The sequence below is a fragment of the Streptomyces sp. NBC_00582 genome (assembly GCF_036345155.1).
Lineage (GTDB): Bacteria > Actinomycetota > Actinomycetes > Streptomycetales > Streptomycetaceae > Streptomyces.
The window spans coordinates 8,701,056-8,718,883 of the sequence record NZ_CP107772.1 but is presented as its reverse complement, the minus strand read 5'-3'; the positions used below and the strand labels follow the sequence as shown (position 1 = coordinate 8,718,883).

Annotated in this window: 15 protein-coding genes; 8 read left to right on the top strand and 7 right to left on the bottom strand. The window is 69.6% G+C overall.

Going from position 1 to position 17,828, the window contains the following annotated elements; all coding sequences use genetic code 11:
- Positions 1-51 precede the first annotated feature (51 nt).
- The gene (locus OG852_RS39485) at positions 52-2,187 is read left to right on the top strand and encodes an MMPL family transporter (RefSeq protein WP_133916353.1); all 2,136 of its coding nucleotides are present in this window, start codon (positions 52-54) and stop codon (positions 2,185-2,187) included.
- A gap of 6 nt (positions 2,188-2,193) precedes the next feature.
- Here OG852_RS39485 and OG852_RS39480 read toward each other — a convergent pair whose 3' ends face one another.
- The 7 genes from OG852_RS39480 to OG852_RS39450 all read right to left on the bottom strand — a co-directional run bounded on the left by OG852_RS39480 (position 2,194) and on the right by OG852_RS39450 (position 10,235).
- The gene (locus OG852_RS39480) at positions 2,194-2,844 is read right to left on the bottom strand and encodes a carbonic anhydrase (protein WP_133916354.1); all 651 of its coding nucleotides are present in this window, start codon (positions 2,842-2,844) and stop codon (positions 2,194-2,196) included.
- A 9-nt stretch (positions 2,845-2,853) separates the two neighbouring features.
- On the bottom strand, positions 2,854-4,317 hold the full coding sequence (locus OG852_RS39475; RefSeq protein WP_330350387.1) for a HupE/UreJ family protein: 1,464 nt from the start codon (positions 4,315-4,317) through the stop codon (positions 2,854-2,856).
- Positions 4,317-5,477, bottom strand: coding sequence for a DUF3500 domain-containing protein (locus OG852_RS39470; protein WP_330350386.1), 1,161 nt, complete (start codon positions 5,475-5,477; stop codon positions 4,317-4,319). The genes OG852_RS39475 and OG852_RS39470 overlap by 1 nt, the downstream gene beginning before the upstream one ends.
- A gap of 579 nt (positions 5,478-6,056) precedes the next feature.
- Complete coding sequence (locus tag OG852_RS39465; RefSeq protein WP_133916356.1) at positions 6,057-6,812, bottom strand: SDR family NAD(P)-dependent oxidoreductase; 756 nt, start codon at positions 6,810-6,812, stop codon at positions 6,057-6,059.
- The gene (hisD, locus tag OG852_RS39460; RefSeq protein WP_330350385.1) at positions 6,809-8,104 is read right to left on the bottom strand and encodes a histidinol dehydrogenase; all 1,296 of its coding nucleotides are present in this window, start codon (positions 8,102-8,104) and stop codon (positions 6,809-6,811) included. The genes OG852_RS39465 and hisD overlap by 4 nt, the downstream gene beginning before the upstream one ends.
- Positions 8,105-8,194: 90 nt before the next feature.
- Entirely contained in the window at positions 8,195-9,202 is a 1,008-nt protein-coding gene (locus OG852_RS39455; protein WP_330350384.1) for a dihydrodipicolinate synthase family protein, read from the bottom strand.
- Positions 9,183-10,235: an ornithine cyclodeaminase family protein gene (locus tag OG852_RS39450; RefSeq protein WP_330350383.1), complete on the bottom strand. Its 1,053-nt coding sequence runs from the start codon at positions 10,233-10,235 to the stop codon at positions 9,183-9,185. Before OG852_RS39450 ends, OG852_RS39455 begins: the two co-directional genes overlap by 20 nt.
- A 658-nt stretch (positions 10,236-10,893) precedes the next feature.
- Here OG852_RS39450 and OG852_RS39445 point away from each other — a divergent pair.
- From OG852_RS39445 to OG852_RS39415, 7 genes are all read left to right on the top strand, one after another.
- A complete protein-coding gene (locus OG852_RS39445; RefSeq protein ID WP_133916360.1) occupies positions 10,894-11,394 on the top strand; it encodes a cupin domain-containing protein in 501 nt (166 codons plus the stop codon).
- A gap of 250 nt (positions 11,395-11,644) precedes the next feature.
- Positions 11,645-12,949 (top strand): MFS transporter, encoded by a 1,305-nt coding sequence (locus tag OG852_RS39440; RefSeq protein ID WP_330350382.1) that lies wholly within the window; start codon positions 11,645-11,647, stop codon positions 12,947-12,949.
- A 173-nt stretch (positions 12,950-13,122) separates the two neighbouring features.
- A complete protein-coding gene (locus OG852_RS39435) occupies positions 13,123-14,022 on the top strand; it encodes an SDR family NAD(P)-dependent oxidoreductase (protein ID WP_330350381.1) in 900 nt (299 codons plus the stop codon).
- 5 nt (positions 14,023-14,027) lie between these two features.
- The gene (locus tag OG852_RS39430; RefSeq protein WP_133916363.1) at positions 14,028-14,915 is read left to right on the top strand and encodes an amidohydrolase family protein; all 888 of its coding nucleotides are present in this window, start codon (positions 14,028-14,030) and stop codon (positions 14,913-14,915) included.
- The gene (locus OG852_RS39425; protein ID WP_330350380.1) at positions 14,912-16,549 is read left to right on the top strand and encodes an AMP-binding protein; all 1,638 of its coding nucleotides are present in this window, start codon (positions 14,912-14,914) and stop codon (positions 16,547-16,549) included. The genes OG852_RS39430 and OG852_RS39425 overlap by 4 nt, the downstream gene beginning before the upstream one ends.
- Before the next feature lie 14 nt (positions 16,550-16,563).
- Positions 16,564-17,025 (top strand): MaoC family dehydratase, encoded by a 462-nt coding sequence (locus OG852_RS39420; RefSeq protein WP_133916364.1) that lies wholly within the window; start codon positions 16,564-16,566, stop codon positions 17,023-17,025.
- Between the two features lie 36 nt (positions 17,026-17,061).
- Positions 17,062-17,808 carry an SDR family NAD(P)-dependent oxidoreductase gene (locus tag OG852_RS39415; RefSeq protein ID WP_330350379.1) on the top strand — a complete coding sequence of 249 codons (747 nt, stop codon included), beginning with the start codon at positions 17,062-17,064 and terminating at the stop codon, positions 17,806-17,808.
- The last annotated feature ends 20 nt before the right edge of the window (positions 17,809-17,828 follow it).

Sequence of the window (17,828 nt, the reverse complement as noted above, 5' to 3'; positions counted from 1 at the left end):
CGTGGTGGTTGATCGCGCGGTTCCCCGCGCCCCTGAGAGGCTGGGGCGGGTATGAAGGGCACCGCGCATCTTGTCTGTGGGCGGCGGGCGAAGTGGCTGGTGCTCGGGGTGTGGCTGGTCGTGCTGTTCTTCATGGCGCCGTTCGCCTCCAAGCTCACCGGGGCGCAGGACAACGACGCGGCGTCCTGGCTGCCGGGGTCGGCGGAGTCGACCCAGGTGCTGGAGATCTCGAAGGGGTTCCGGCCGGAGCAGATTCCCGCGGTCGTCGTGTACGCCCGGGACGACGGGCTGACGGCGCGGGACCGGGCGCAGATCACCGCGGACGCGGTGCAGCTCAGGCGGCTCACGGACCATGGGATCCGGGGGGCCGAGACACGCGGCCCGGTCTACGACCGACAGGTGGATCCACGTGCCGCGCAGATCTACGTGCCGATCACGATGGACGAGAAGGGCTGGTCGCGGATCTCGCCGGCCGTCGACTCGATCCGTGACGTCGTCGGCAAGGGCGGCGCGGGGCTGGCCGTGCACATCACCGGTCCGGGCGGCACCTCCGCCGACTTCGCGAAGGCCTTCGAGGGCATCGACTCGACGCTGCTGGTGGCGGCGATGGGTGTCGTCATCGTGATGCTCCTGATCACCTACCGCAGTCCGACCCTGCTGCTGGTCCCGCTGATCGGCGTGGTGGTCGCGCTGTTCACGGCGCAGGCGCTGATCTACTTCCTGGCGCACTACGCGGGGCTGACCGTGAACGGTCAGAGCGCCGGCATTCTGACGGTCCTGGTGTTCGGCGCCGGGACGGACTACGCGCTGCTGCTCGTGGCCCGCTACCGGGAGGAGTTGCGCCGGCACGAGGACCGCCACGAGGCGATGGCGCTGGCCCTGCACCGGGCGGGCCCGGCGGTGCTGGCCTCCGGTGCCACGGTGGTGCTGAGCATGCTGGTCCTGACGGCCGCGGAGATGAACTCCACCGCCGGCCTGGGACCGGTGGCGGCCATCGGCGTGGCGGTCGCGCTGCTCGCGATGATGACCCTCTTCCCGGCCCTGCTGGTGATCTGCGGCCGCTGGATCTTCTGGCCGGTGATCCCCCACTTCGGCTCCCCCGATCCGACCGAGCGCGGGTTCTGGGCCCGGACCGGCCGGGGCATCGCCCGCCGCCCGCGCATGATCTGGATCGTGACCGCGCTGGTCCTCGGCGTCTGCTCGCTGGGCCTGATCCAGCTCCGAGCGGAGGGCATCAGCAACGCGGACGCCTTCACCGGCACACCGGACTCGATCACCGGCCAGAAGGTGTCCGAGAAGTACTTCCCGGCAGGCAGCGGTGACCCGCTGGTGATCGTCTCCAACCAGGCCCAGGCCCGCCGGGTGGGCGCGACGGTCGCCGCCACGGACGGTGTCGTACCGACCTCGCTCGGGCTGCCGCCCGGCACGAAACCGCTCCATGACGGCAAGGTGCTGTTCGAGGCGACGATGACCGCGCCGTCCGACAGCGAGGCCGCCAAACAGACGGTGGAGCGGGTCCGGGACGCGGTGCACGCGGTGCCCGACGCCGACGCGCAGGTGGGCGGCGGTACGGCGGCGCTGCTGGACGCGGACCGGGCGACCACGCACGACAACATCCTGATCATCCCGCTGGTCCTGGGCGTGGTCCTGCTGATCCTGTGCGGTCTGCTGCGCGCCCTGGTCGCCCCGCTGCTGCTGGTCGGGACGGTGATCCTGTCCTTCGCGGCGGCCCTCGGCATCAGCGCGCTGGCGTTCCGGCACGTCTTCGACTACGCGGGCGAGTCGACGGACTTCCCGTTGTTCGTGTTCGTGTTCCTGGTCGCCCTCGGCATCGACTACAACATCTTCCTCACCACCCGTGTCCGGGAGGAGGCGATGCGTCAGGGCACCCGTACGGGCGTGGTGACGGGCCTCGCCGCGACGGGTTCGGTCATCACCTCGGCGGGCCTGGTGCTGGCCGGCACCTTCGCCGCCCTCGGCACACTGCCCATGGTGGGCTTCGCCGAGATCGGCTTCGCGGTCGCCCTGGGCGTCCTGCTGGACACCTTCGTCGTACGGTCGGTGCTGGTCACGGCGCTGTTCCTGGACGTGGGCCCGAGGGTGTGGTGGCCCCATCGGCTGGCCCGGGAGGACGGCCGGGCGGTGACGGAGGGCGCGCCGGAGCCCGCCACCCGCTCGGGCCGCTGAACGCGGTCAGCCCACCTGGTCGTGTCCCACGGCCGCGACCGGGATGCCGGTGTCGCCCCGGGAGACCAGGATGCGGGCGCTGCCCTGCGCGAGCCGGTACGCCATGCCCACGACCGCCACCTCCCCCGCGTCCACCTGTTCCGCGAGGGTGCGGGAGCGGTCGAGGAGCAGCTGCACGGTGTGCCTTATGTGCTCGTCGACGATGTCGCTGTCGGAGGTCAGGCCGGCGGCGCGGGCGGCCAGCACGCTGGGGGTGACGCGCTCGACCACGTCCCGGACGAAGCCGGTGGAGGGCAGTCCGTTCTCCACCGCCGCGCGGGCCGCGGCGACCGCCCCGCAGGAGTCGTGCCCGAGGACGACGACCAGCCGGCAGCCGAGCACGGCCGTGGCGTATTCGACGCTGCCCAGCACTTCCGCGCCGAGCACATGCCCGGCGGTCCGTACGACGAAGAGATCCCCCAGCCCCCGGTCGAAGATGATCTCCGCGGCGAGCCGGGAGTCGGAGCACCCGAGGATCACGGCGAAGGGTTCCTGGCCGGGCGCGAGCTCGGCCCGACGGGCCGCGTCCTGGTTGGGATGGCTGGGGGTGCCCGCGACGAACCGCTCGTTCCCGGAGAGGAGAGCGTCGAGGGCGACTGCGGGAGATGTGCGAGGCATGGGGACACCCTACGAAGCGTCCGCGGCCCTCGCCGCATTGCCCCCGTGTCTCCATGTCTCCGTGTCTCGGGAGGTCCCCGTGTCTCCGGATGTCTCCGTGCCTCCGGGTCTCTGCGTCTCCTCGTCTCCGCCCCGGGTGCGGCGGTGGGCGGTGATCAGCCGGAGGGTGGCCGGCAGGGCCGTCGCGACGAGGACGAGGAGCAGGGAGGAGGTGTGCGTTCCCACGCTGTCCGCGGCCCGGGCGACGGGGTTGGCCAGGCCGAGCCGGTCCAGCAGCCAGCCGAGGGCCGCGCCGGCCGTCAGCAGCGCGCACGCGCCGCGCAGTGCGGGATGGCCGCGCAGTCGGGTGAGACGGATCAGGCTCGGCAGGGCGAGGAGGACGAGGACGAGTTGCATGCATTCGATGCCGAGGTTGAATCCCGCGAGGCTGAGGGCCAGTTGGGTGGTCGAGAGGTTCATCTCGGCGAGCGTGAGCGAGAAGGCCAGTCCGTGTCCGAGGCCGAAGACACCGGCGACGACGGCTTCCCGCCCGGGGAAGAGCGGGCGAATGGCGTGGACCGCGCCGACGAGAACACTGAAGGCGATAAAGGTTTCGACCGGTCGGGCCGGAATGTCGAGGCGCCCGAAGGCGCTCAGGGCGAGTGCGGTGGAATGCCCGACGGTGAACGCGAGAGTCGTACGGCCCGTTCGACCGACGGCCGTCCGGGTTTTCGCGAGCCCGCGCCAGCGGTTTCCGGCCGCCTGCAGAGGCGCGGGCAGCAAAAGAATGAGCAGGAAAAGCAGATGGTCGGTGCCTTCGAGAATGTGATCGGCGCCCAGCCGGAACATGGCGTACGTCCCGCTCCAGACGCTTCCGCCCTTCAGGTCGACGGTGAGGGGGGCGACGCTCATGGTCCGGGTGTCGATGCGGATGACACCGACCTCGGTGGCGTCGTCCCGCCCTTCCTCGGCCACCCGGCCGGCGGCCCAGTCCCGGCGGACGGACACCATGACGGTGTGGGTGACGACCTGGTGGACGATCGCGTCGTAGTCGAGGACGAACCGGCGCGGGTCCCCGCCGGAGGGCGGGGTGAGCGTGGCCCGGACGGTCAGCTCGCGGTAGGTGCCGGTGGAGGTCTGCTCCGCCCGGCCGAGGGCCATGGCGCCGAAGGCGACGGTCCAGGCCGCGCCCCGGCGGGTGGTGGGGTGCAGATGGGCCGCGAGATAGCGGCGGATCGCGGCGCCGCGCGCCGACAGTTGCCCGGTCGTGGTCGAGTCGTCCAGGGCGATACCGCTGGCCCGGGAGAAGTCGCTGACCGGAAGCTCCAGTTCGGCCGCCACCGACGTCTCGTGCACGTCGAGCAGCAGCACCGAGTGGGGCAGGGGATGGGCGGCGGCGGGCGGCGCCGCCAGAAGCAGCGCCGCCGTCACCGTCACCGCGATCCCGGCCAGCATGCGCAGCGCATGTGACAGTGAGATCGGCCGGCGGTCCATCAGAACGAGAACTCTCCGCCGTAGTCGGTGGTGTGGTCCCGGTAGACGGTGTGGTAGTGGATCTGGTCCGAGTACACCACGCCGTCCTGACAGACGAACTCGATCCAGACGCCCGGTCCGTCGATGCGCACGTAGTCGCCCTGGGCGCTCAGATCGGTGGAGCCGGAGTACGAGATGTAGGTCTCGTCCAGTTCCGACTTGTAGGTGCTCAGGACGGAGGCGGCGGTGGTGTCGTCCGCCACGTCCACCCATGGTTCGATGGCGTTCAGGACCAGCTCCTGCTGGTCGTCGGTGAGTTCGCCGACCTTGAGTCCCTCCTTCGCCGTCGGGAAGTCGCCGTCGTCGTCCGGACCGAGCAGCACGTCGCTGAACGACTCCGAGAGCTTCGCCTCCGCGAGTTCGTCGGTGCTCAGGCCTGCGACCATGGCGGACATCGCGTCGTACATCCCGGACAGCGGCGCGTAGGAGGTGCCGTCCTCGGTCCAGTTGGTCGGCTCGACCCCGACGAAGTAGGGCGTGGAGCCCTCGACCTCCCCGTCCTCGTAGGTGAGGTTCAGGGCGAGGTGGTGACCGCCGAAGTGCAGCTGCCAGGTGCCGTCCGCGCTCGGGGTGCCGAGGAACGCCAGGTAGTAGTTGCCGCTGCCGTAACCGTCGGCGGACTCGCCGAGGTAGTCGTCGGCGGCCAGGATCTGCGTGATCTGGTCGTTGCCGGAGTCGGTGCCGGTGCCGGTCGCCGCCTTGATCACCGCCTTGGCGGCGGTCAGCTGTTCGTCGCTGAGCGAGCTGAACGCGATGCCGACCCGGCAGGTGGAACCGCACGGGAGGTTCGACCAGGCGGTGGCGTTCGCCTCGGTGAAGTCGAGGAGCACGGACGACTGCTGGTCCTCGTCGAGGGTGTCCAGGAACGCGTTGGCCGCGGTGACCACGTCCGAGGCGTCGGAGGACGAGGAGGCGGTCGCGGTCGGGGCTCCCGCGCCGCCGGGGGCTGTGGCGGTCGGGGTCCCCGCGCCGCCGGCTGGGTCGCTCGGGACGGTCGCGGCGTTGGCGCTGACGTAGACCGCTCCGAACAGCAGGCTGGTCCCCGCCGCGAAGGCGATACCCGCCCGCTTCCACCGGCTCTTCACCCTGCGGTGACTGTTGTTCTCCGACGCCTTTTCCACCTTTTCCACCTTTCCGAATGGGACTCCACGAGGAATTCCGGATCAGCGTTCACCGGATTCGGAATTCAAGAAGTCCGCGTCGTTGTTCGGGTGAGATAAAGGCAACCAGTCACCACTGTGGCGCACATCGAAGAACAGACAGGTTTCGCTATGCGATGCTGTGCCCGGGCGTCGCCGGCTTAAGGTTTCCCGACTTCAACTCTCTTGCCCGGCTTGGGATATGACGTGCCGTCATGCACCACCGGCTGCTCGTCGGCCCGCGGGGGACCGGTTCAACACTGCGCCACAGATCTCCGCATGCCACGAATCAAGATCATTTCATGATCAAGATCCACCTTCGACACAGCTCTACCAGCAGTTCCTCAGCACCCGGGGCGGACGATTGCGGCAGCGCTACACGGACATGCGCTTCTTGGGACAGGAAGCCCACCCGGCACCGGTACATGATCCAGAAGGGCCGGAGTGGCTCACCGTGACCGAACGAGCAGCTTCAACCGATCACGGGCCCGCCGGACCGAACTGGAGCAACGGAAGGAGAAGCCGAGCCACGACGCTGAGACGAGCCTGCTCAGCCGCCGGTCACCTGGCGATCATGCCGGCGGAGAGATCGATGTCGGCGCCGCACAGGCCGGGCATCTGCAGCATCGCGACGACAGCGTGGCCGACTTCGGTCTCGGTGACCATCCGATGCAGAGCGGCGCGCGATACGAACTCCTCCTCGGCCTCCTGCGGTGTCGTGCCGGTGCGCTGTGCTTCGAGGGCGAAGTTGCGCTCCATACGCGGGCCGCTCACCGGGCCTGGGGAGAGGGAGTTGACGGTCACTCCCAGCGGCCCGACCTCGTGCGCCAGGGTGGCGGTCAGTCCGATGACGGCCATCTTGGACGCCGTGTAGGGGGTGCGTCGGGCGAGGGGGCGTTTGCCGCTGACGGAAGCGAGGTTGACGACGTCTCCGGTGCCCCGGGCGATCATCGACGGCAGGAAGGCCCGGCACATCAGGTACACGCCGCGCACGTTGACGGCGAACACCTCGTCCCATTCCTCGGGTTCGATGTCGGTCAGCGATGCCACCGGGCCGGCGATCCCGGCGTTGTTGACCAGGATGGAGATCTCCTCGTCGGCGAACTCCTCGGCCAGGGCGGTCACCGCGTGGGGGTCCGAGGTGTCGCACACCCCCACGCGAGCGTCCGTGCCGATCTCCGCGGCCACGTCTTCCAGGGTGGTCTTGGTCCGCCCCGTCAGCAGTACGCGTGCGCCCTGTTCCGCCAGTGCGAGCGCGATGGCACGGCCCAGGCCGTTGCCCGCGCCGGTGACCAGCGCCGTGCGTCCGGCGATCATGCCCACTCCGGCTTCGTGCCGGTGTGGGCGGCCACCCGGACATCGCCGGAACGCGCATGGCCCTCGAACCGTTCCAGGCGGGCGGCCCGACCGCAGAACTCGCCCAGCGCGGCGCTGGCGGCGGGGTCGGTAACTTCCTGGTAGGTGACGGTCTTGAGGTACTTGCCGACCCAGAGACCGCCGGTGTAGCGGGCGGCGCCGCGGGTGGGCAGCGTGTGGTTGGTGCCGATCACCTTGTCGCCGTACGAGACGCAGGTGCCCGCGCCGAGGAAGAGGGCGCCGTAGTTGCGCATCCGGTCGAGCGCATCGCGCGGCTCGGTCGTGAGGACCTGCACGTGTTCGGCGGCGAACGTGTCGGCGAGTGCGTAGGCCTCGGTCAGGTCGGCGGTGACGATGACCTGACCGTGGTCCCGCCATGCCGGTCCGGCGAAGTCCCGGGTGGGCATGCCGGGCAGGATGCGCTCGATGTGCGCGATCGTCTCGCGGGCCAGGGGTTCGGAGTCCGTGATCAGGATGGCGGGCGAGTCGGGGCCGTGCTCGGCCTGGCTGAGCAGGTCGACGGCGACGACGAACGGGTCGGCGTGCTCGTCGGCGATGACGAGGATCTCCGTGGGGCCGGCGAACAGGTCGATGCCCACCTCGCCGAACAGCTGCCGCTTGGCCTCGGCCACATACGCGTTGCCGGGGCCGGCCAGCATGTCCACGCGGCCGATGGTCTCGGTGCCCAGCGCCATCGCGGCCACCGCCTGCACCCCGCCGAGCAGGAGGATCTCGTCGGCGCCGGCCAGGTGCAGCGCGGCGATCGTCGCCGCCGGGATCTCGCCCCGGATCGGCGGTGTGCAGGCGGTCACCCGCTCCACTCCGGCGACCTTGGCCGTGACGACGGTCATGTGGGCCGAGGCCACCAGCGGATAGCGTCCGCCCGGCACGTAGGCCCCGACGGCGGCGACCGGCAGGTTCTTCTGCCCCAGGAGCACGCCGGGCTGGGTTTCCACCTCGAAGTCGTGCAGCGATTCCCGCTGCCGCTCCGCGAACTGGCGCACGTTGGCCTGGGCGGCCCGGATGTCCGTGATGGCCTGCTCGTCCACCGACGACACGATGCGCTCGACGGCGTCCGCGTCGAGCCGGAAGTTCTCCGGGGACCAGTTGTCGAACTTCTCGGAGTACTCGCGAACCGCGTCGTCTCCCCGGCGCCGGACGTCCTCGATCACCTTCGCCACGGTCTCGCGGACGGCGGCCGAGGCCGCCTGGTCGTGGTCGCTGGTGACTGGGGACTTCAATGGAACCGGCATGGCGTTCTCCCTGTTGCCGAGGATCGGATGGCTGTCGACGATGTGGGGGCGAGACTGGTGAGGTGGCTCTGGCGGGTATGAGGCGCGGCGTCAGGCGGGGGTGCGGCCGACGAAGAAGTCCTCGTCGGGGTCCTTGGTCGGGTTGAGGCCCGACGCCTCCTGGCCGCGGCGCAGCGCGGTCATGTGGCGGGCGTGCACGCGTCCGGTGGGGTGCCGCAGCGGACCGCCGTTGTAGCCCTGGAGCCAGGACTGGTACTTCCACAGCGCGCGGTTGCCCGCGCCGCCGCCCTGCGCCACCGTGTTGAAGGCACTGCGGGCGGGCTGGAGCCGGTGGAAGATCTCGGCGGCCGCGTCGTGGTCGCCCTTCCGGATCAGATCGAATATGCGGGGCAGCCAAGGCCCGTAGTAGGCCGAGAAGTTGGTGCCGCAGAACTGCACCGGGATCAGCCGCGACAGCGGCACGAACTCCCACTCCAGCGGGTAGGAGATCACGACTTCCTCATGGAAGGCCTGATACGCCTCGATGGCCCCCATGATCACGGGCGCACCGCCCTCGGCCTTGATGGCGACGACGTTCGGGCAGTCGTCGACGAGCCGGCGCAGCAGCGAAACGGGCAGGTCGGTCGGGTGAAGCCGGGAGAAACCCCAGGCCGGAACCGGGAACAGCATGACCGCCAGGTTGGTCGCGTCGCAGAAGGCCTTGGTGTACGCGTACACGTCCTCCAGCGACTTCGGGTAGAAGAACGGCGGGTATCCCAGCAGCACCAGCTCGGCACCGGCGGCTTCCGCCACTCGCGCCTGCTCGATGTTGTCTTCCAGGGAGTTGAAGATCGCGTGGTGCACGACGAAGGCCCGGCCCTGCGCCTGGTCGACCATCATCTCGACGAAACGGCCGTATTCCTCCGGGTACCACGCCACCTCGGAACAGGCCAGCGTGCCGACGAAACCGTGCTCGACCGTCTTCTCGACATCGTGCCGGATCGCCTTTTCGTTCAGATCCTTGAAGTCGGACGTCATGGTCGGGATCGTGACGTTCGCGACGCCCACCATGGTTTCCCGTGCCCAGTCCCGGGCGTCTTTACGGCTGTACGTGGCCATCGGTCTTCTCCTTGCGAATGCCCTTGGGGCGCTTGGTCTCGAATGCGATCGGGAGGGCTGTCACCTGGCCGGCCTCCAGCGCCTTGGTGAGGATGACCTCCGCCACGATTACGTCCTGGACGCCGCTACCGACCGACTTGAACATGGGCAGGACCGCCGACCCCCGCCGCTGATCGAGGTCGCCGGCCAGCAGCGCGTTCATCGAGAAGGACTTGTCCCGGAACGCCACACCGGCCTTCGCGGCCGCCAGCATGTCGCCGGTCTCCTCCAGGACTTCCTCGAGCACGTCGCAGACGATCAGATCGGCGCGCTCGACGACGCTGGCGTCGATCTCGCGCTGGTTGGGCACGGTTGAGCCGATGGACACGACCGTCGTCCCCTGCTGGAGCCAGTCGCCGAACAGGATCGGCTTCTCCCCCCTCGACCGTGCGGCGGCCAGGACGATGTCGGCTCCCTCCACCGCGGCCCTCGGCTCGTCCACGGCGCGCACGGGCACGCCCAGTTCCTCGGAGATCTCCCGGGCGAAGTCCTGACGCCGCTGTGGTGTCGGACTGAACACCACCACCTCGGTCAGGGAACGGACGGCGGCGAACGCGCGGGTGTGCATGGACGCTTCGAGACCGCTGCCCAGAACCCCGAGCCGCGCCGGCCGCTCCGGAGCCAGCCGGTCGAGCGCCGCGGCAGACGTGGCCGCCGTGCGCAGGCCCGTGACCTGGTTGCCGTCGACGAAGGCCGCGATCCGGCCCGTGGCATGGTCGAAGAGCACGATCACGTACTCGCACCCGGGATCGGCTCCGGCCATGGCCATGCCCATCAGCTTGGCGCCGAAATAACGCCCGCCCGCCGGGATCGCCGGCAGGGTCCGCAGCGCGGCCCCGCCGCCCGTCGCCACGGTACGCGGCGGCGTGGACGCCGCGTCGAACGGCCGGGCGTATCCGGCCTGAAGCGCGGACACCGCGTCCTTCCACTGGAACACCGCCTTCGCGGCGGCGCCGGACACGAAGACGGGGCTGGAGGGGGAAGCGGTCGTCATTGAGCGGCCTTCCGATGCGTCGGGGGCGGGCATGAAGGTAAGGGCTGTGCCTGCGCCCGTCCGTCGGTCACGGCAGTCAGGCGGGGCAGGCGATCGTGGCCTCAGGCTTCCTCCGCCGGAGGCGGGCGCGTCCACGCCGCGGGCGCCCCGACCGGCGCCCCGAGACGGGCGCGGACATCGTCCCGCTAGACGTCGATCCTGCGGGCGCCGCGGGGTGGCGGGCAAGACACACTCTTGACTACCTGCTATTCGCGGCGTCGATGAATGCCCGACACCGCTGTCGCCATGAAGAGTGCTCATGGGTGTCATGGCGGATGTGATTGGCTCGATCGCGCCGCACATCTGGCTTTCTGCCTGAAGGCAGTCAGGATGGCACCCGGGGTACGGGACTTCTCATCGAGCACGGATCGGCGAGCGGGGCTACCCGGCTATCCACGATCCGGATTGCCCGTCGTACGAAGCGAACGTCGACGGCTGCCGCCCCCGAACATCTGACAAGAGCCGACGAAGTGACCGCCTACGACGGCGCGAACACCAAATACCGCACCGCTAGAGGAATGTGGGCCTCCATCGGGCTGACATCCCCTTTTTCACCGCGCAGTAATTGCTGGGCGCCTGGTGTCGGAAACGGACAGTGGAACGAGCGGAGGACAAACGCATGAGCGCACCGGAGATCCGGCGTGTGGTGACCGGGCACGACAGAGAGGGAAAGGCGGTGGTCGTCAGCGACGAGGTGCGCGGTGGCAGCGGCCCCGGCTCGTTCGCCGCCCTCCTGTGGACGACCGACACGAGTCCCGCCGACAACACGCAGGAGGCCGACGGGGCCGAGCGAAAGGTCGGGATCACACAGGAAGGCGGCACGGTCTTCCGGATCGCCGAGTTCGCGCCCGGTCTTCGCTCCCCGATGCACCGCACCCTGTCCGTCGACTACGCCCTCGTGCTCGACGGAGAGCTGGTGCTGGAGCTCGACGGCGGGGAAAGGACCCCACTCAAGGCCGGTGACGTGGTGATCCAGCGCGGTACCAACCACGTCTGGGCCAACGAATCGGACAAGCCGTGCACCATCGCCTTCATCCTCATCGACGCCGAGCCGGTGACGATCAACGGCGAAGTGCTTGAGCCGACGCCCCTCGAATTGCCGATACGCAGCAACGTCTGAAATCCCGGTGTCCGGCTTTCCGGAAAGGCCGGACACCGAGACCGGCTCACCTGCCGGATCGAATCCCCATCACTGTCTGCTCGCCAGAAAGACCCGGTCGGCCCGAACGCGCACGGATATCTCCCCGAACATCTGCGCCGTTCATACGTGCCATCGCCGATTTCGCCTTCCGCTCCGGAGACACCGCCGAAACAGTTTCACAAGGCGGCCTGCCCAGGTTTCATCCCATTCGTGATTTCGGGAGCCAATGATGCCCTCCGATTCCGCTCTTCCCATCACCGACCAACCGGCCGTTCAGGACGTCCCCCGGCCGCCGGTCGGCGCACGATTCGTGATCCCCCTCGCGGTCGCCTACTTCGGCGTGTGGGTCGCATGGCTCGCGCCTCTGGTGCTGACCTTGCAAGTGAAAGTGTCCGAGCTGACTCCCGCGAGCCGCACGGGCAGCCTGTCACTCGTCCTTGGCGTGTCCTCGGTCCTGTCGCTGCTGGCCATGCCGGTCATGGGCAGGCTGTCCGACCGCACCCTCTCCCGATGGGGCATGCGGCGGCCCTGGCTGATGGGTGGAGCGTTGCTCGGGTCCGCCGGGACGGTGATAGTGGCGGTCGCCGGGTCGATCCCCGTACTGCTGGTGGGCTGGTGCATCACCAATGTCGTGCTCGCCTCGTTGGTCTCGGTCGTGCTCGCGATGCTGCCCGATCAGGTCCACGCCGATGCCCGCGGGAAGGTTTCCGGAATCCTCGGTCTCGCGAACGCCCTGGGCGCCATCGTGAGCTCGGGCATCGCCGGTGCGCTGACGGAAGTCTCCACCGCGGCGGCGGTCCTGGTCCCCGGCCTTCTCGGCATGCTCTGCGTCGCACTGGCGTGTCTGCTCCTCAAGGACCGCGTGCTGGACCCGCGTGACCGGCCTGCGCTCAGTGTCGGGCTGCTCATCCGCAGCTACACCTTCAATCCGCGAAGACACCCGGACTTCGGCTGGGCGTGGTTCAGCCGGTTCGCGATCTTCCTGGCGCTCGCGTGGGCCCAGACCTACCAGGTCTTCTACCTGACCGGCCAGGTCGGCCTGTCGCAGTCCAAGGCAACGGCGGTGGTCTCCACGGGTGTCGTCACGCAGACGGTGTGCATGGTCGTCGGCAGCCTCGTGTTCGGTCCGCTCTCCGACCGGCTGCGCCGGCGCAAGGTGTTCGTGCTCGCCTCGGCGGTGACGGCGGGGGCCGGGTTGCTCGCGCTCGCGTTCGCCACCACGGTGCCGGGCTATTTCCTGGCCATGGTCCTCGTGGGGACCGGCCAGGGGATCTACCTCGCTGTCGACCTCGCCCTGGTGACGGACGTGCTGCCCAACAAGGAGGCCGACGCGGCCAAGGACCTGGGCGTGTTCGCCGTCGCCAACCTCCTGCCGCAGTCGCTGGCGCCCGCCATCGCACCGGCGTTCCTCGGCATCGCCTTCGGCACGCGGGCGGCCACGCACGGCAACAACTTCTTCGTCCTGTTCATCATCGGAGCCGTGTGCGCCCTGATCAGCGCGGCAACCGTCCTGCCGATCCGCGCGGTTCGCTGAACGAACAGGCACACGCGCCTCGTGGTCCGCAGACCGGGCCGGCAGGCGAGGGGCGGCAGCGGTCCGAGTGGAACTCGACCGCTACCGCCCGCTCCCCGATACCCGATACGCCCATCTGGAAGGGAGCGACCGGCCCATGAGAGTTCATGGGCCGGTCGCCGGAAAGGAATGGCATGCAGCTGACCGGAAAGGCCGCCGTCGTCACCGGCGCCGGCCGTGGCCTGGGCCAGGCCTACGCCAAGGCCCTCGCCGCGGCCGGTGCCGCAGTGGTGGTCAACGACCTCGACCTCGAGCTCGCCGAGCAGACGGTCAAGGCGATCCAGGCCGCCGGCGGTTCCGCGGTCGCCGAGGGTTCGGCCATCGGTTCCACCGAGGCGGCCGACGCGCTGGTGGCCACGGCGGTCGAGAACTTCGGCCGGCTGGACATCATGGTCACCAACGCGGGCGTACTGCGGGACCGCACCCTTTTGAAGATGGTGGACGCCGACTTCGACACCGTCGTCGAAACCCATCTGCGCGGCACCTTCACGTGCGGCCGCGCCGCCGCCCGCCGGTTCAAGGAGCAAGGTGGCAACGGGCGGCTCATCCTCATCGGCTCGCCGGCCGGCCAGCGTGCCGGCTTCGGACAGACCGGCTACACCGCCAGCAAGGCCGGCATCGTGGGCCTGGTGCGCACCTGGGCCGCCGAACTGGAGCGCGGCGGCACCACGGTCAACGCCGTCATCCCGGTCGCGCTGACCCGCATGGTCGCCACGATCCCGGGACTGGCAGAGCTGGTGGAGAAGGCCGACCGCGGAGAGCCCATCCCGGCCGAGGTCCGCGCGAAGGGCATGGGAACCGCGGACGACGTCGCGGCCCTCGTGGTCTTCCTCGCCTCCGACGAGGCCGCCGGGGTGACCGGCCAGGCCATCGGTATCGGCGGCGACCGCATCGCCGTCTGGTCGCACCCGGCCGAGGTGGCCGTGGAGCTGCGCGAGGGCGGCTGGAGTGCCGACGCGCTCGCCGAAGCCTTCCCGACCCGGCTCGCACCCCATCTGCAGCCGTTCAAGTCCCCCACCGCCGAAGGAAAGTGAGCACCATGCCCGACCTCGACCTGGACGCGCTGGACGCGATCGACGTCCACGCCCATGTGCACAAGTCCGTCCGAGGGGCCGCGCACGCCCCGAACGCCGAGGGCATGGGCGAGTACTTCGGCATCGGGACGATGCCGCGCTACTCGCTGCCGGAGCTGGCCGACTACTACCGGCAACGCCGGATGGCCGCGGTCGCCTTCGGTGTCGACAGCATCTCGCAGACCGGTGAGGAGCCGGTGCCGACCAACGAGGAAGTCGCCGAACTCGCCGCCGAGCACAGCGATGTGATCATCCCGTTCGCCAGCATCGACCCCCACCGGGGCGCGGCCGGCGTACGGGCGGCCCGCCGGCTGATCACCGAGTACGGCGTGCGCGGCTTCAAGTTCCACCCCAACACGCAGGCGTTCTTCCCGAACGACCGGCTGGCCTACCCGCTGTACGAGGTCATCGCCGAGCACAATCTGATCGCCCTGTTCCACACGGGGCAGACCGGCGTGGGCGCAGGTCGGCCAGGCGGTGGCGGCATCCGGCTGAAGTACTCCAACCCCATGTACATCGACGACGTCGCCGTCGACTTCCCGGACATGCCGATCATCCTGGCCCATCCGTCGTTCCCCTGGCAGGACGAGGCGCTGTCGGTGGCCACGCACAAGCCGCAGGTGTACATCGACCTGTCCGGCTGGTCGCCGAAGTACTTCCCGCCGCAGCTGGTGCAGTACGCCAACACCCTGCTGAAGGACAAGGTGCTGTTCGGCTCCGACTTCCCGCTGATCACGCCGGAGCGGTGGATGCGGGACTTCGCCAACATCGCCATCAAGGACGAGGTGCGCCCGAAGATCCTCAAGGAGAACGCGGCGCGGCTGTTCGGGCTGAAGGGCGCGGCTGAGGCGTGAGCGAGAGCATCACGACCCTTGACGAGAACTTCGCGACCCTCCTGGAGATGGTCGGGGATTTGCGCCGGGGCCGGCTCGCCGTCAGTCACGGCGACCGGACCCGGACGTGGGCCGAGTTCGACGACCGGGCCGCCCGGCTGGCGGCCGTCCTGGCCGCTCGGGGCGTAGGCCCTGAGTCCCGGGTGGCGGTAGCCCTCTACAACGGCATCGAGTACCTGGAGGCCGTGTTCGCCACCCTCAAGCTGCGAGCCGTGCCGGTCAACGTCAACTACCGCTACCGCAGCGACGAGCTCGTGCAGGTACTCGGTGACGCGCAGGCCGAGGCGGTGGTCTTCGACGCTTCCCTGGCCGAGCGGTTCGGCGAGGCTCACACGGAACTGCCCCGGCTGGCCACGCTGCTGCAGGTCGGGGACGGCAAGCTGCCGGAGTGGGCCCTCGGCTTCGAGCGGGAGGTCGCTGCGGCCGAGCCCGCCCTGCGGATCCCACGCGGCAACGACCACTGGCTGACGTACACCGGCGGCACCACCGGCAAGCCCAAGGGCGTGCTGGTGCGCCACTCCCGGCTGTTCACCCTCGCCTGGGGTTCCCAGGTCTCCCTGCTGGGCCCGCCCCCGTCAAGCCTTCAGGAATTGTGTGACGCCTTGACTACGTCCGGACTGGACCGGGACGTCATGGTGTGCGTGTCCACGCCCCCGCTCATGCACGCCACCGGCATGTACACCGCGCTGGGAGCACTGGTGAGCGGTGGCCGTGTGGTCCTGTTGCCGTCGAAGTCCTACGACTCCGACGAGCTGGCGGCCACGATCGAGCGCGAGCGCGTGGACACCGTCGCGATCGTCGGTGACGTCTTCGCCCGGCCACTGGCCGACGCGCTGGACGCCGCCGAGGCGGACGGCCGCCCGTACGACCTGACCAGCCTGAAGCGGGTGATCAGCTTCGGCATGACCTGGAGTGCCGAGGTCAAGAAGCGGCTGCTCCGGCACGCCGACGTGCTGTGCCGTGACACGGTCACGGCCTCCGAGGGCGGTCCCTTCGCACTGCAGGACACGCGGCGCGGAGACTCGGCGGCGACGTCGCGATTCATGCTGTGGCCCGGCGCGCGGGTCATCGACGACAAGGGCGGGGACGTCGTTCCCGGTTCCGGCCAGGTCGGACTGCTCGCCGCGCGGGCCCACGAGAGCGCCCGCTACCAGGGCGACGACGCCGCGACCGCCGCCACGTTCTTCGAGATCGACGGCGAGCGCTGGGTCGTGCCCGGCGACATGGCCAGCCTGGAGACCGACGGCACCGTGATCTTCCACGGCCGCGGCAGCCGGGTCATCAACACCGGCGGCGAGAAGGTCCACGCCGAGGAGGTCGAGGAGGCCCTGCTGACGCACCCGGCCGTCCGGGACGCGATCGTCGTGGCCGCCCCGGATCCGCGGTGGGGCTCGCGAATCGTCGCCGTGGTGGCCCTGCGGGCCGGTGCCACGCTCACCGAACAGGAGGCCCGCGCGCACGTCGGCGAACAACTGGCCGACCACAAGCGCCCGCGCGAGCTTGTCGTGGTCGACGAGGTCAAGCGCAGCCCCTCCGGCAAAGCCGACCTGAACTGGGCGCGTGAGGCCGCCCGGTCCGCAGTCCGGAACACATGACGACAGGAGAAGACATGACCACCCGCACCGTCGAGGGCGTCGAGGCCGCCAAGGCCCTGGTGGGCGAGGAGCTCGGCCCCACCGAGTGGATCGAGGTCACCCAGGACATGGTGAACCTCTTCGCCGACGCCACCGGTGACCACCAGTGGATCCACGTCGACGTCGAACGGGCCGAGAAGGAAAGCCCGTTCGGCGGGCCGATCGCCCACGGCTATCTCACCCTCTCGCTCGTCCCGCGGTTTCTGCCCCAACTGGCGCGCTACACCGGCTTCTCCATGGGCGTGAACTACGGCACCGAGAAGGTCCGCTTTCCCGCTCCCGTGCCGGTGGGCGCCAAGCTGCGGGCAAGGACGGTGATCGACGAGGTCACCGACGTCAAGGGCGGCATCCAGATCCGCCAGACCGTCACCTTCGAGGTCGAGGGGGGCACCAAGCCGGCCTGCGTCGCGACCATCGTGACCCGGCAGTACGTCTGATCGCCGAACCACCTGCGGAACAAGAGGAGTTGAGTCATGGCCGGTCGTCTGACGGGCAGGATCGCCGTAATAACCGGCGCCAGTGGCGGAATCGGTCAGGCGACCGCTCGCAAGCTGGCGTCCGAGGGCGCCGACATCGCGGTCGCCGACATCATCCCGGCGGAGGAGACGAGGGGGCTGGTCGAGGCCAACGGGCGACGGTTCTTCAGCGCGAAGGTCGACATATCCGACGAGGAGCAGATACGTGGCTTCGCCGACCAGGTGCGCGAGGCGCTGGGCCCCGCCGACATCGTCGTGAACAACGCGGTCGCCGCGCCGTTGGGCGACATCGACAACGTGACGTACGAGCAGTGGCGGCAGACCTTCTCGGTCAACGTCGACGGCGCGTTCCTGACCACCAGGGCGTTCCTCGACCACCTCAAGCGCTCCCCCGCGGGTCGGGTGATCAACATGGCGTCGGCGAGCTACTGGAAGGCCCCGCCGTCCTTCGTCGCGTACATCTCCTCGAAGGCCGCCATCCACGGACTCACCCATGCGCTGGCGACGAACCTGGCACCCTACGAGGTCACCGCCAACGCGGTCGCCCCCAGCCTGGTCCGGACCGCCAAGGCGGTCCGGATACTGCCCCAGGAGTTCTTCGACGAGATCGCACAACAGCAGGACCTGCAGCGATCGCAGACACCGGAGGACGTCGCCAACACGATCGCGTTCCTCGCGTCGGACGAGGCGGCGTTCATCACCGGCCAGATCATCGCCGTCGACGGCGGATTCACCCGTCGCTGACACGCATGAGGCTTCGTTCA

Coding starts and splice junctions, on each gene's coding strand:
- OG852_RS39485 (WP_133916353.1), top strand. CDS start 52: ATGAAGGGCACCGCGCATCTTGTCTGTGGGCGGCGGGCGAAGTGGCTG.
- OG852_RS39480 (WP_133916354.1), bottom strand. CDS start 2,844: ATGCCTCGCACATCTCCCGCAGTCGCCCTCGACGCTCTCCTCTCCGGG.
- OG852_RS39475 (WP_330350387.1), bottom strand. CDS start 4,317: ATGGACCGCCGGCCGATCTCACTGTCACATGCGCTGCGCATGCTGGCC.
- OG852_RS39465 (WP_133916356.1), bottom strand. CDS start 6,812: ATGATCGCCGGACGCACGGCGCTGGTCACCGGCGCGGGCAACGGCCTG.
- hisD (WP_330350385.1), bottom strand. CDS start 8,104: ATGCCGGTTCCATTGAAGTCCCCAGTCACCAGCGACCACGACCAGGCG.
- OG852_RS39455 (WP_330350384.1), bottom strand. CDS start 9,202: ATGGCCACGTACAGCCGTAAAGACGCCCGGGACTGGGCACGGGAAACC.
- OG852_RS39450 (WP_330350383.1), bottom strand. CDS start 10,235: ATGACGACCGCTTCCCCCTCCAGCCCCGTCTTCGTGTCCGGCGCCGCC.
- OG852_RS39445 (WP_133916360.1), top strand. CDS start 10,894: ATGAGCGCACCGGAGATCCGGCGTGTGGTGACCGGGCACGACAGAGAG.
- OG852_RS39440 (WP_330350382.1), top strand. CDS start 11,645: ATGCCCTCCGATTCCGCTCTTCCCATCACCGACCAACCGGCCGTTCAG.
- OG852_RS39435 (WP_330350381.1), top strand. CDS start 13,123: ATGCAGCTGACCGGAAAGGCCGCCGTCGTCACCGGCGCCGGCCGTGGC.
- OG852_RS39430 (WP_133916363.1), top strand. CDS start 14,028: ATGCCCGACCTCGACCTGGACGCGCTGGACGCGATCGACGTCCACGCC.
- OG852_RS39420 (WP_133916364.1), top strand. CDS start 16,564: ATGACCACCCGCACCGTCGAGGGCGTCGAGGCCGCCAAGGCCCTGGTG.
- OG852_RS39415 (WP_330350379.1), top strand. CDS start 17,062: ATGGCCGGTCGTCTGACGGGCAGGATCGCCGTAATAACCGGCGCCAGT.